We start from the raw sequence: 11,893 nt of genomic DNA on the forward strand, positions 1-11,893 counted from the left end.
TCGGCCGTGGATCATCCGGCTCGGCTGTGCGTGCGAACCCGCCGCGCGGGTAGATGATCACCGTACGAGACCAGGAGGACGACATGCCGTTCGGGAAGAGCAAGCCCACCGGGAAGCCCGGTGAGTGGTTCTACTGCATCAAGCACAGCAAGGTCGAGGAGGGCCCGGAGTGCCCGGCCAAGGACCGCCTCGGCCCGTACGCCACCCCCGAGGAGGCGGCGCACGCGCTGGAGACGGCGGCCGAGCGGAACCGGGAGTGGAAGAACGACCCGGCGTGGAACGACGACGCCCAGCAGCAGCCGGGCAGCTGACGGGCCGTCAGGCCGCCAGCGCGTCGCGCTCGGCGGCCTGGGCCTCGTGCTGGGCCCGGACGGCGGCCACGTGTTCGTCGGTGCGGTCGTCGTAGCGCAGCAGCCGCGGCACCGCGGCGGTCAGCGCGACCACGCCGACCACGCAGGCCAGCCCGCCGGCCCAGACCGAGCCCCGGACGCCGATCGCGGTGGCCATGCCGCCGGCCCGGGCCTGGCCCAGCTGGGGGCCGACCGAGTAGCTGAGCAGCTCGACCCCGGCGAGCCGGCCGCGGAACTCGTCCGGGATGGACTGGTTCCAGATCGAGGACCGGGCCACGCCGCTGACCTGGTCGGCGCCGCCGGCCAGGGCCAGGCAGAGCAGCACCAGCCAGATGTTGCCGACCAGGCCGGCCAGCAGGATGGAGACGCCCCAGCCGAGCGCGGCCAGCACCAGCATCCGGCCGTGCCGGTGCACGTGCGAGGTCCAGCCGCCGGTGGCCGAGACCACCAGCGCGCCGGCGGCGGTGGCCCCGTACATCAGGCCGAGCGCCCAGTCGGCCTTCAGGTCGGAGGCCCAGAAGGCGTAGATCGCGACCGGGAAGGCGAACAGCATCGCCACGATGTCGATCACGTAGGTGGAGAGCAGGTCCTTGCGTCCCCAGGCGTACTTGATGCCGTTGGCGATCGCGCTCAGCGAGGGCTTCTCCGCGCCGGTGGACGGCGGCACCGCCCGGATCTTGTAGAGCAGCACCAGCGAGGCCGCGAAGGTCAGCACGTCCAGCGCGTACGCGGTCTCCACCCCCGCGACCGCGACGATCACGCCGGCCAGTGCCGGGCCGGCCACCGAGGCGGCGTTGCGGTAGAGCGAGAGCAGGGTGAAGGCGGCGGGCAGCTGGTCGTGCGGGACGATCCGCGGGGTCATCGAGTCCAGCGCCGGGCGCTGCAGGCCGTCGGCGGCCGCGACCAGGGCGGCGACCAGGTAGATCGGCCAGAGCACCGGGCTCGGCAGCAGCGCGTTCAGCAGCAGCAGGCCGGAGAGCAGCAGCAGGCCGACCTCCGAGCAGAGCACCAGCTTGCGCCGGTCCAGCGCGTCGGCGAGGGCGCCGCCCCAGAGGCCGAAGACGATCAGCGGGACCAGCTCGACCGCGCCGATCAGGCCGACCGCGATCGGGGAGTTGGTCAGGTGCTTGATCTGCAGCGGCACCGCGACGTAGGTCAGGAAGCTGCCGAAGGACGAGACGCACCCGGCGCTCCAGAGCAGCCGGAAGTCCCGGGAGGAGCGCCACGGGGTGAGGTCGGGGCGCAGCCGCTGCCAGAAGGACGGGGGAGCGTCAGGGGGTTCGGAAGTCACGTTGAGCCATGCTGCGACGGTGCGTCTCCGAACGGCAAGCGAATTTCGACCCGGTCCGGTGGGATCCGGGCGGATCGGTCTACCAGCGGGAGAGCGGGGAGCCGGCCAGCCGCTCGGCGAGGCGGGCCAGCCGGCCGCGCGGGGAGGGGGTGCCGGCGGCGGAACTGACGAGGTGTTGGACCAGTTCGAACGGACCCTCGGTGTCCTCCCGCGCGTCGGCCGGGACGGTCAGCCGCTCGTGCGCCAGACCGCCGAGCTCCGCGTCCCCGCCGTCCAGGGCCAGCACGGTGGCCCCGCCCCGCCGGGCGTCCCGCACCCGCTCCAGCAGCCCCTCGCCGGCCGCCTCCGGAGCCACCAGCAGCACGGTGGCCCCGCGCCGGGCCTCCGTCAGCCGCCGCAGCCCGTGCGCCAGGTGGGCCGGGGCCTGCGGCTCCACCCGGTGCCGCAGCAGGGTCGGGGCCAGGCCCGGCAGGCCGGTCAGCCCGGCCTCCTCCTCCAGGTGGGCGGCCAGGTGCCAGGGCTCGTACGCCGCGGTGCCGACCAGCAGCAGGCCGGAGGCGGTGCGGCGCCCGGTGGCGCGGCGCAGCGTCCCGGCGAACTCCCCGGCCTCCTCCACCCAGCCCGTCCCGGTCAGGGCGGCCCGGAGTGCCGAAACTCTCATCGCGTCCATGGACCGTCAGCATGGAGAGGGCGCAGCGCATTTGGCAGGATTCCGGCATGACTTCCCACGATTCAGTGAACCCGCCCGTCGGTGCCCCCGCCCTGCCCGACGTCTCCGGCCTGGTGGTCGGCGTGCTCGGCGGCACCGGCGACCAGGGCCGCGGCCTCGCCTACCGGCTGGCCCGGGCCGGGCAGCAGGTGGTGATCGGCTCCCGCACCGCCGAGCGGGCCGAGGGCGCGGCCGCCGAGATCGGCTACGGCGTGCGCGGCGCGGACAACGCGGCCTGCGCCCGGGAGAGCGACATCGTGATCATCGCGGTGCCGTGGGACGGCCACGCCGCCACCCTCGCCGAGCTGCGGGAGGAGCTGGCCGGGAAGATCGTGGTGGACTGCGTCAACCCGCTCGGCTTCGACAAGCAGGGCGCCTACGCCCTGAAGGTCGAGGAGGGCAGCGCCGCCCAGCAGGCCGCCGCCCTGCTCCCGGAGTCCCGGGTCACCGCCGCCTTCCACCACCTCTCCGCCGTCCTGCTCCAGGACCGCGACATCGAGCGGATCGACACCGACGTCCTGGTCCTCGGCGACGACCGCGAGGCCACCGACCTGGTCCAGGCCCTGGCCTCGCTGATCCCCGGCATGCGCGGCATCTTCGCCGGCCGCCTGCGCAACGCCCACCAGGTCGAGGGCCTGGTCGCCAACCTCATCTCGGTGAACCGCCGCTACAAGGCCCACGCGGGCCTTCGCGTCACCGACGTCTGAACCGACCCGCGGGACCCCTGGCCGGGAGCGCTCGGGCCGTCGGCGAGAATGGACGGCGTCCCGAGTCCCGGTCTAGGAGTTCCGTGCCATGCCCCGTAATGCCCTGTACGCGTCGATCGTGTTCGTGCTGGCGGTGTGCGCCGCCGTGGTGTCGTTCGTGCAGGGGACCTGGCTGGGGGTCGTCTGGGTGCTGATGGCCGGCGTCTCCAGCAACATCGCCTGGTACTACCTGCGCCGGGCGCGGGTGGAGAAGGCCGCCGCCGGACAGGGCTGACCGAGCCCCTGTGCGAATCCGCTGTGCCATGTAACATTTCACTGTTGCGACGGCCGGGGAGGGCGAATGGCACGGGCGGGTCGGACGGCGCTGGTGGTGCGGGGAGGCTGGGCCGGGCACGAGCCGGTCGCGGCCTCGGACCGGTACGCTGAGCGGCTGGAGCGGGACGGGTACCGGGTGACCGTCTCGGACACCCTGGACAGCTACCTGGACGCGGAGCTGCTGGCCGGCACCGACCTGGTGGTGCAGTGCTGGACGATGGGCGCGATCACCGAGGCGCAGGCCGCCGGGCTGACGGCCGCCGTGCGGGCGGGGACCGGGCTGGCCGGATGGCACGGCGGGATCGTGGACGCCTTCCGGGAGAGCACCGAGTACCAGCTGATGACGGGCGGTCAGTTCGTCCACCACCCGCGGGAGCACGTCCGCTACCTGGTCACGCCGGTCGGCGAGCACCCGGCCACGGCGGGGGTCACGCCCTTCGAGCTGACCAGTGAGCAGTACTACCTGCACCTGGACCCGGCGGTGGTCCCGCTCGCGGTCACCGAGTTCGCCGCCGACCCGGACCACCCCGAGCTGACCGGCGTCACCGTCCCGGTCGCCTGGGCCCGGAGCTGGGGCGCGGGGCGGGTCTTCGTCACCGTGCTCGGGCACACGCCGGCCGACCTGGCGCACCCGCAGGCCGACCTGATGCTGCGTCAGGGCATGCACTGGGCCACCCGGGGCGCCGCGTGAGCGCCCCGCTGCGGGTCGGGGTGGTCGGGGCCGGGAAGATCAGCGGGGTCTACCTGGACACCCTGACCCGGCAGCCGGAGACCACCGTCACCGCCGTCGCCGACCTGGACCCGGCACGGGCCGGGGCGGCCGCCGCACGGGTGGGCGCGCGGGCCACCACCGTGGCGGAGCTCTGCGCCGCCGAGGACGTCGACCTGGTGCTCAACCTCACCGTGCCCGCCGCGCACGCCGAGGTCGCGCTGCGCGCGATCGCCGCCGGCAAGCACGTCTACGGCGAGAAGCCGCTGGCCGCCACCACCGGGCAGGCCCGTGCGGTGCTGGCCGCCGCGGAGGCCGCCGGGGTCCGGGTCGGCTGCGCGCCGGACACCGTGCTCGGTGCGGGCACCCAGACCGCCCGCGCGCTGCTGGACGCGGGGGAGATCGGCACCCCCTTCGCCGCGACCGCCTTCATGACGACCCCGGGCCACGAACTCTGGCACCCGGACCCGGAGTTCTACTACCGCCAGGGCGGCGGCCCGCTGTACGACATGGGCCCGTACCACCTGAGCGCGCTGGTCACCCTGCTGGGCCCGGTCCGCCGGGTCACCGGCCTGGCCGCCACCCCGCGGCCGGAGCGGGAGGTGGCCACCGGGCCGAGGGCGGGGGCCCGCTTCCGCAGCGAGGTGCCCACCCACCTCACCGGGCTGCTGGAGCACCGCGGCGGGGCGGTGTCCACCCTGCTGATGAGTTTCGAGGTCTGGGCCGCCCGGCTGCCGCACATCGAGGTGTACGGCACGGCCGGCTCGCTCTCCGTGCCGGACCCGAACGACTTCGACGGCCCGGTCGCCCTGCACCGCGCCGGCGCCACCGGCTGGGAGCCGGTCGCCCCGCCGGCCGGTGAGTACGGTGCCGCCCGCGGCCACGGGGTCGCCGACCTGGCCCGCTCCCTGGCGGCCGGCACCCCGCACCGCGCCTCGGCCGGTCTCGCCCTGCACGTGCTGGACGTGATGGAGTGCCTGACCGCCGCGGCCGCCACCGGCTCGCCCGTCGAGGTGGGGACCACCTGCGAGCGGCCGGCGGCGACGGTGCGTCAGGACTTCCAGAAGCGGAACAGGTAGTCGCCCAGCGCCACGTAGTTGGTGTCGACGCCGAACAGGCCGATCACGCCGTCCACCACGCCGAAGAACCAGGAGTTCACCTCGGGCTGCCAGAGCAGCAGGAAGACCGCCAGCATGCCGTACGGGGCGATCTGGGAGAGGCTGCGCCGGGTCTGGTACGAGAGCCAGGGCTCGATGATGCCGTAGCCGTCGAGGCCGGGCACCGGCAGCAGGTTCAGCAGGGCCGCGCTGACCTGGAGCATGCCGAGGAAGGCCAGCGCCCCGGCCAGCGGCGAGACGTTCAGCTCACGGCCCATCACCTCGGCGTACACCGTGGGGTCGTCCAGCCAGCCGGCGCCGAGCGGGATCAGCAGGGCCGCCGCGCAGACCACGTTCACCAGCGGGCCGGCGGCGGAGATCAGGCTGTGCTTCAGGCGGCCGTTGATCCGGTGCCGCTCGATGTAGACCGCGCCGCCGGGCAGGCCGATGCCGCCGAGGATCACGAAGACCACCGGCAGCACGAAGCTCAGCAGCACGTTGGCGTACTTGAGCGGGTTGAGCGTCAGGTAGCCCTTGGAGCCGATGGAGATGTCGCCGCCGTGCAGCGCGGTGCGGGCGTGCGCGTACTCGTGCAGGCAGAGCGAGACCATCCAGCCCGCCACCACGAAGAGGAACACCCCGAACCGGGCGCTGCCGTAACCGGTGGCGACCGCCCAGCCGGAGGTGCCCAGGGTGGCCAGCAGCACCCAGAACACCGGGCTGATCCGGCGCTCCTCGCGGCGTGAACGCTGGGCTTCGGCGAAGGTCATGACGGGCGGGCTCCGATGCGGGGAGTGGCGGGTGTGACGGTCGATCATGCCCGGCGGGCCTGACACCCACAAGGCGCGAGAGGTGAACGGACCGCCACGGGCGACGGTTCCGAAGGATATTCGTACCTGAGCGCGGCCCCGCGTCCCCGAGAATGGTCCGGTGCACTACGGCATCCTCGGAACCACCACCGCCCGCCGCGACGACGGCACCCCCGTGCCGCTCGGCGGGGCCCGGCTGCGCGCGCTGCTCACCGCCCTGGTGCTGCGCCAGGGCCGGCCCGTCCCGGCCGACCTGCTGGTGGACGAGGTCTGGGGCGCCGATCCGCCGCAGGACTCGGCCGCCGCGCTGCAGACCCTGGTCGGGCGGCTGCGCCGCACCGTCGGCCGGGAGGAGATCGGCTCCGGCCCGGCCGGGTACTGGACCACCGCCGCCCGGGCCAACGACCTGGCCGACTTCCAGCGGCTCACCGCCGAGGGCCGGGCGGCCGTGGCGGCCGGGGACTTCCCGCGCGCGGCCGAGCGGCTCTCGGCCGGCCTGGCGCTCTGGCGCGGACCGGCCCTGGCCGACCTGCCGGACCGCGGCGGCACCGCCACCCGGCTGGAGGCCGAGCGGGACGAGGCCCGCCGGGACCGGATCGCCGCCGAGCTGGAGCTCGGCCGGGCCGCCGAGCTGACCGCCGAGCTGGCCGAGCTCTGCGGGGCCCGCCCGCTGGACGAGCCGCTGGCCGTGCTGCTGATCCGCGCGCTGCGGGCCACCGGACGCACCGGCGAGGCGCTCCAGCGCTACGAACTGATCCGCCGTGAGCTGGCCGAGCAGCTGGGCGCCGACCCGGGCGAGGCGCTGCGCACCCTGCACCGCGAGCTGCTGGACGGCCAGCCCGCCCCGCCCCCGGCCGCTCCGGCCGCCGCCGCGCCGCGCCGCACCCAGGGCAACCTGCGCCGCCGGCTGACCAGCTTCGTCGGCCGGGGCGAGGACCTGGCCGCCCTGACCGGTGCCCTGACGACGGGCCGGCTGACCACCCTGACCGGCCCGGGCGGCTCCGGCAAGACCCGGCTCTCGCTGGAGGCCGCGCTGGCCGAGCAGGCCGCCGGACGCTGGCCGGACGGCGTCTGGCTGGTCGAGCTGGCCCCGCTGGAGGACCCGGCGGCGGTGCCCGGCGCGGTGCTCTCCGCGCTCGGCCTGCGCGAGACGGTGCTGCACTCCGGTGGCGCGGTCGGCGAGGCGGCCCGCACCGTCGACCCGGTCCGCCGGATCGTCGAGCACTGCGGCCAGCACCGGATGCTGCTGGTGCTGGACAACTGCGAGCACCTGGTCCAGGCCGCCGCCGAGCTGGCCGACCAGCTGCTGGCCGAGTGCCCGGAGCTGACCGTGCTGGCCACCAGCCGGGAGCCGCTCGGGGTGCCCGGCGAGGTGCTGCTGCCGGTCGAGCCGCTGCCCGGCCAGGTCGCGCTGCGGCTGCTGGCCGAGCGCGGCGCGGCCGCCCGCCCGGGCTTCGACCCGGCCGAGGACCCGGCCGCCTGCGCCGAGATCTGCCGCCGCCTGGACGGCCTGCCGCTGGCCATCGAGCTGGCCGCGGCCCGGCTGCGCGGCCTGACCCCGCGTCAGCTGGCCGACCGGTTGGACAGCCGCTTCGCGCTGCTGACGGCCGGTTCGCGGACCCTGCTGCCGCGCCAGCAGACCCTGCGCGCGGTGGTGGACTGGAGCTGGGACCTGCTGGGCAAGCGGGAGCGCGCGGTGCTGCGCCGCCTCTCGGTGTTCGCCGGCGGCTGCACCCTGGAGGCGGCCGAGGAGGTCTGCTCCGACGACACCGAGGTGCCCCGGGAGGAGGTCGCCGACCTGCTGCTCTCGCTGGTCGACAAGTCCCTGCTGGTGGCCGGGCTGGGGGAGCGGCCCCGGTACCGGATGCTGGAGACCATCCTGGAGTACGCGGGCGAGCGGCTGGCCGAGGCCGGCGAGCCGGAGGTGGCGGTGCGTCACGTCCGCTACCACCGCGAGCTGGTGCGCCTCGCCGACCAGGACATCCACGGCCCCGAGCAGCTGGCGATCCTCCAGTTGCTGGAGCGCGAGCAGGACAACGTCCGGGCCGCGATCCGCCGGGCGGTGGACCGGGGCGAGGAGCAGGAGGCGCTGGTCCTGGTGCTCGGCATGGGCTGGTACTGGCAGCTGCGGGACTACCGCACCGAGGCCGCGGCCTGGTACGACGAGGTCTGCGGGCTCGGCCCGGACCCGTTCGCCGACGACGCCCCGCCGGCCGTCCCGCTGGTGGACGGACCGCTGGACCACCCGCTGCCGATGGCGCCGGAGATGGTCGAGGAGGCCCGCCGCCAGGTGCACCTGCACCGCCTGGTCACCGCCTTCGCGGGGGGCCTGGAGCAGCAGGACCACGCCGTCCAGGTGGCCCGGGCCGAGCGGATCATGGACGCCTACGGGCCCGAGCTGCCGCAGTCCTACCGCTTCCCCTCGCTGATGCGGGTCTTCGCCTCCTTCCTCACCGGCCGGATGGACAACATGAAGGGCCTGCTGGACGAGGCGGTGGCGGGCGCCCGGGTGCACGGGCGGGAGACCGACCTGGCCTTCCTGCTGCAGATCCGGGCCCGCACCCTGAACGACTGGGTCGGGGGGCTGCCGCAGGCGGTGCAGGACGCCGAGGAGGCGCTGGAGATCTTCACCCGGCTCGGCGACCGCTGGGGCCGCTCGGAGGCGCTGGCCGCCCGGGCCGAGGCGATGGGCAACGACGGGGACGCCGAGGGGGCGGCCCGGACGTACCGTCAGTCGATCGGGCTGGCCGAGGAGTTGGGCGCGCACCACGAGGTGCCGATGCTCAAGGTGCGGCTCGGCGAGGCGCTGCTGCAGACCGACCCGGAGGAGGGCGAGCGGATCGTCCGCGCGGCGCTGGCCGAGGTGGAGCAGGGTGGTACCGGCTCCGCCGACGGTGCGCAGCTGTTCGGCCGGCTGGTGCTCTGCGGTCTGCTCAGCAGGCGCGGCGAGCACGCCGAGGCGCTGGCCGAGCTGGACTACCTGACGGAGCACCAGCAGCTGCTCGGGCCGCTGGTGCCCGGGGTCTTCAGCGGCCTGGTGCTCTGCATCCGCAGCTGGGTGGTGGCCCGCTCGGGCGATCCGGAGGGGGCGCTGGCCGTGCTCAAGCAGGGCCGGCACCGGATGCGGGACGTCCCCGGGATGGCCGGGGTGTTCGCCGACCACATGACGGTGCTGCTGATCCCGTCCTTCGTCGGCACCCTGCTGGCGGTCGGCGAGCACAGGGGGGACCGCTCCCTGATCCGCTTCTCCGCGGTGCTGCTGGGCTCGCACGACTCCCTGCACGGCCCGCGCGGCACCTTCATCGAACGGGAGGAGCGCGAGAAGGCCCACGCCTCGGCGCGGGCCCTGCTCGGTCAGGAGGAGTACGACGCGGCCCTCGCGGAGGGCGCGGCGCTCGACCTCCCGCACACCAGCGAACTGCTCGACCGGGTGCGGGACTTCTAGGAGCCGGTGGCGGTCAGGTCCGCTTGCGGAAGCGGGCCACCGCCAGCGGGGCGGTGATCGCGGTGACCACCACGGACCAGATCAGCACCACCGTCACGGAGTGGGCGATCGGGGCGTTGCCGTTGATCAGGCCGCGGCAGGCGTCGGCCAGCGCCGAGAGCGGGTTGTAGTCGGTGAAGGCCTGCAGCCAGCCGGGCATGGTGTCGGTCGGGGCGAAGGTCGAGCTGCCGAACTGCAGCGGCATGATCACCAGCATCGAGACGCCCTGGACGGCCTGGGCGCTGCGCATCGCCATGCCGAGCAGCATGGAGATCCAGATGATCGAGGTGCCGAAGAGCAGCGAGAGGCCCACGGCGGCCAGCAGCGGCAGGAAGCCCGCGGTCAGCTTCAGCCCGAGGATCATCGCGAAGACGATCAGGATGGTGAAGGAGACCAGCGCCCGCATCAGCTCCGCCGAGATCTTGGCGAGCAGCACCGAGGCACGGCCGATCGGCAGGGTGCGGAAGCGGTCCATCACGCCGGTCTGGAAGTCGCTGTTCAGACCGGTGCCGACGGCCATCGCCAGGTTGAGGCCGGTGGAGCCGAGCAGGCCGGGGACCAGCCACTGGATGTACTGGTCCTGGCCGCCGGCCACGGCGCCGCCGAAGACGTAGGTGAAGAGCAGGGTGAAGATGATCGGCACGAACAGGGCGTCGATCATCGACTCCGGGTCGGCCTTGATCCGCATCAGGTTGCGGCGGGTCAGCGCGCCGACGTGACGCAGCGCGGCGGCGCTGGAGGAGGTGCGGGCCGGGGCGGCCGGGTTCAGGGTGGCGGCGCTCATGCCACGGGCTCCTTGTCGCGGACGGGCTGGGAGGGGACGGTGTTCTGCGGCTTGCCGGTGATGGTCAGGAAGACCTCGTCCAGCGTGGGCAGTTGGGTGTCGATGCCGGCGATGCCGAAGCCGCGCGCGCCCAGCACGCCGACCACGGTGGTGAGCTGCTCGTCGTCGGTCAGCTGGACCGAGAGCAGGCCGGTGTCCTCGGAGAGGGTCACGTAGGGCAGCCCGGCCTCGCGCAGGCAGCGGGCCATCTCGGGCAGCTCGGCCGGGCGCTGCGGGCGGACCTGCAGGGTGCGGCCGCCGACCTGCGCCTTGAGCTCGGCGACCGCGCCGTTGGCGATCACCCGGCCGCGGTCGATCACGGTCAGCTCGTGCGCCAGCTGCTCGGCCTCCTCCATGTACTGGGTGGTGAGCAGCACGGTGGAGCCCTCGCGGACCATCCGCTGGACCTCGTCCCAGACCTCGTTGCGGGTCCGCGGGTCCAGGCCGGTGGTGGGCTCGTCCAGGTAGAGCACCTTGGGGTGGCCGATCATCGAGGCGGCCAGGTCGAGGCGGCGGCGCATCCCGCCGGAGTAGGTCTTGGCGGGGCGCCTGGCGGCCTCGGTGAGCGAGAAGCGCTCGAGCAGTTCGGCGGCCCGGGCCTTGGCCTGCTTGCCGCTCAGGTCCAGCAGGCGGCCGATCAGGTAGAGGTTCTCGTAGCCGGAGAGCAGCTCGTCCACCGAGGCGTACTGGCCGGTGAGGCCGATGGTGCGGCGCAGCTCCTTGGGCTGGGTCAGCACGTCGTAGCCGCCGACCACGGCGGTGCCGGCGTCCGGCTTGATCAGGGTGGAGAGGATCCGGACCAGGGTGGTCTTGCCGGCCCCGTTCGGGCCGAGCACGCCGAGCACGGTGCCCTGACGGACGGTCAGGTCCACGCCGTCCAGGGCCTTGGTCTCTCCGTAGTGCTTGACGATGCCGCGCACCTCGACGGCGTTCTCGATTCGGGTCATGGCAGCAGCCTGTCCGCCCCGGCTGTCACCGCGCTGTCAGCCCGCTGTCGCCGCGGTCGGGGTGCTGTCATCCGTCACCGGAAGATCGTGATCCGTTCAACCTGACGAACCATCAGATTAACGAGTATAGTGAAATATCACATTGCAGCAGCACATGGCGTGGGGCCGTGTGCGCTGTCGAGGGAGGGACACTCTCATGTTCCGCAAGATGCTCGTCGCCGCCGGTGCCGCCGGCCTGGCCCTGGCCGCCACCCCGGCCCAGGCCGCCACCACCGTCACCACCTGCAGCTACTCGGCGCTTCAGTCGGGCCTCTCCACCAAGGTCTGCGCTGACGTCACCGGCGACCAGGTCGCGCTCTACGGCACGATCGCGCTCGCCGGCCCGCCGAGCCCGGGCTACCCGATCCAGCCCAAGGACCTCGTCGTCAACCTGAACGGCAACGTCGTGGGCGGTGCCTCGATCGGCTCCTACCAGGGCTACCGCACCTTCTACGCCTCGACCATCAAGGTCGAGGGCGTCGGCGGCACCGTGCCGTGCAACTCCACGGTGCACGCCTCCTTCTCGGTGTCCTCGTTCGGCTGGTACAACACTCCGGTGACCCTGGACGTGCCGGTCTCCTGCTGATGACCCGTCGGTGAACGACGGAGGAGC

12 protein-coding genes are annotated in these 11,893 nt (G+C 73.9%); 7 read left to right on the forward strand and 5 right to left on the reverse strand.

What is annotated here, in order from left to right:
* Window positions 1-83 precede the first annotated feature (83 nt).
* On the forward strand, window positions 84-311 hold the full coding sequence (locus ACWEPF_RS08885; RefSeq protein WP_345282718.1) for a hypothetical protein: 228 nt from the start codon (window positions 84-86) through the stop codon (window positions 309-311).
* A gap of 7 nt (window positions 312-318) precedes the next feature.
* On the opposite strand, the gene ACWEPF_RS08890 is transcribed toward ACWEPF_RS08885, so the two are convergent.
* The gene (locus ACWEPF_RS08890; protein WP_345282716.1) at window positions 319-1,641 is read right to left on the reverse strand and encodes an MFS transporter; all 1,323 of its coding nucleotides are present in this window, start codon (window positions 1,639-1,641) and stop codon (window positions 319-321) included.
* Between the two features lie 79 nt (window positions 1,642-1,720).
* Window positions 1,721-2,311: a hypothetical protein gene (locus ACWEPF_RS08895; RefSeq protein WP_452172009.1), complete on the reverse strand. Its 591-nt coding sequence runs from the start codon at window positions 2,309-2,311 to the stop codon at window positions 1,721-1,723.
* A gap of 47 nt (window positions 2,312-2,358) precedes the next feature.
* Between ACWEPF_RS08895 and npdG the strand changes: the two genes are divergently transcribed.
* The 4 genes from npdG (at window position 2,359) to ACWEPF_RS08915 (ending at window position 5,160) form a co-directional block, all read left to right on the forward strand.
* On the forward strand, window positions 2,359-3,057 hold the full coding sequence (gene npdG, locus ACWEPF_RS08900; RefSeq protein WP_345282712.1) for an NADPH-dependent F420 reductase: 699 nt from the start codon (window positions 2,359-2,361) through the stop codon (window positions 3,055-3,057).
* Between the two features lie 88 nt (window positions 3,058-3,145).
* Complete coding sequence (locus tag ACWEPF_RS08905; protein ID WP_345282710.1) at window positions 3,146-3,331, forward strand: hypothetical protein; 186 nt, start codon at window positions 3,146-3,148, stop codon at window positions 3,329-3,331.
* A gap of 66 nt (window positions 3,332-3,397) precedes the next feature.
* Complete coding sequence (locus ACWEPF_RS08910) at window positions 3,398-4,063, forward strand: ThuA domain-containing protein (protein WP_452172010.1); 666 nt, start codon at window positions 3,398-3,400, stop codon at window positions 4,061-4,063.
* Window positions 4,060-5,160, forward strand: a complete 1,101-nt coding sequence (locus ACWEPF_RS08915; RefSeq protein WP_452172011.1) for a Gfo/Idh/MocA family protein — start codon at window positions 4,060-4,062, stop codon at window positions 5,158-5,160. Before ACWEPF_RS08910 ends, ACWEPF_RS08915 begins: the two co-directional genes overlap by 4 nt.
* On the opposite strand, the gene ACWEPF_RS08920 is transcribed toward ACWEPF_RS08915, so the two are convergent.
* A complete protein-coding gene (locus tag ACWEPF_RS08920) occupies window positions 5,133-5,948 on the reverse strand; it encodes a site-2 protease family protein (RefSeq protein WP_452172012.1) in 816 nt (271 codons plus the stop codon). The two genes, ACWEPF_RS08915 and ACWEPF_RS08920, sit on opposite strands and share 28 nt — an antisense overlap.
* 160 nt (window positions 5,949-6,108) lie before the next feature.
* Between ACWEPF_RS08920 and ACWEPF_RS08925 the strand changes: the two genes are divergently transcribed.
* Window positions 6,109-9,432, forward strand: coding sequence for a BTAD domain-containing putative transcriptional regulator (locus ACWEPF_RS08925; RefSeq protein WP_452172013.1), 3,324 nt, complete (start codon window positions 6,109-6,111; stop codon window positions 9,430-9,432).
* 13 nt (window positions 9,433-9,445) lie between these two features.
* On the opposite strand, the gene ACWEPF_RS08930 is transcribed toward ACWEPF_RS08925, so the two are convergent.
* Together ACWEPF_RS08930 and ACWEPF_RS08935 are read right to left on the reverse strand one after the other, a co-directional pair.
* Window positions 9,446-10,255 carry an ABC transporter permease gene (locus ACWEPF_RS08930; protein WP_452172014.1) on the reverse strand — a complete coding sequence of 270 codons (810 nt, stop codon included), beginning with the start codon at window positions 10,253-10,255 and terminating at the stop codon, window positions 9,446-9,448.
* Window positions 10,252-11,241, reverse strand: a complete 990-nt coding sequence (locus ACWEPF_RS08935) for an ATP-binding cassette domain-containing protein (protein WP_452172015.1) — start codon at window positions 11,239-11,241, stop codon at window positions 10,252-10,254. Before ACWEPF_RS08935 ends, ACWEPF_RS08930 begins: the two co-directional genes overlap by 4 nt.
* Window positions 11,242-11,437: 196 nt before the next feature.
* Between ACWEPF_RS08935 and ACWEPF_RS08940 the strand changes: the two genes are divergently transcribed.
* On the forward strand, window positions 11,438-11,866 hold the full coding sequence (locus tag ACWEPF_RS08940) for a hypothetical protein (RefSeq protein WP_449796874.1): 429 nt from the start codon (window positions 11,438-11,440) through the stop codon (window positions 11,864-11,866).
* The last annotated feature ends 27 nt before the right edge of the window (window positions 11,867-11,893 follow it).

The sequence above is a fragment of the Kitasatospora sp. NPDC004289 genome (assembly GCF_053602875.1).

Excerpts from the sequence above, each read along its gene's own strand:
- ACWEPF_RS08885 (WP_345282718.1), top strand. The coding sequence starts at position 84 with ATGCCGTTCGGGAAGAGCAAGCCCACCGGGAAGCCCGGTGAGTGGTTC.
- ACWEPF_RS08895 (WP_452172009.1), bottom strand. The coding sequence starts at position 2,311 with ATGGACGCGATGAGAGTTTCGGCACTCCGGGCCGCCCTGACCGGGACG.
- npdG (WP_345282712.1), top strand. The coding sequence starts at position 2,359 with ATGACTTCCCACGATTCAGTGAACCCGCCCGTCGGTGCCCCCGCCCTG.
- ACWEPF_RS08905 (WP_345282710.1), top strand. The coding sequence starts at position 3,146 with ATGCCCCGTAATGCCCTGTACGCGTCGATCGTGTTCGTGCTGGCGGTG.
- ACWEPF_RS08910 (WP_452172010.1), top strand. The coding sequence starts at position 3,398 with ATGGCACGGGCGGGTCGGACGGCGCTGGTGGTGCGGGGAGGCTGGGCC.
- ACWEPF_RS08920 (WP_452172012.1), bottom strand. The coding sequence starts at position 5,948 with ATGACCTTCGCCGAAGCCCAGCGTTCACGCCGCGAGGAGCGCCGGATC.
- ACWEPF_RS08930 (WP_452172014.1), bottom strand. The coding sequence starts at position 10,255 with ATGAGCGCCGCCACCCTGAACCCGGCCGCCCCGGCCCGCACCTCCTCC.
- ACWEPF_RS08935 (WP_452172015.1), bottom strand. The coding sequence starts at position 11,241 with ATGACCCGAATCGAGAACGCCGTCGAGGTGCGCGGCATCGTCAAGCAC.
- ACWEPF_RS08940 (WP_449796874.1), top strand. The coding sequence starts at position 11,438 with ATGTTCCGCAAGATGCTCGTCGCCGCCGGTGCCGCCGGCCTGGCCCTG.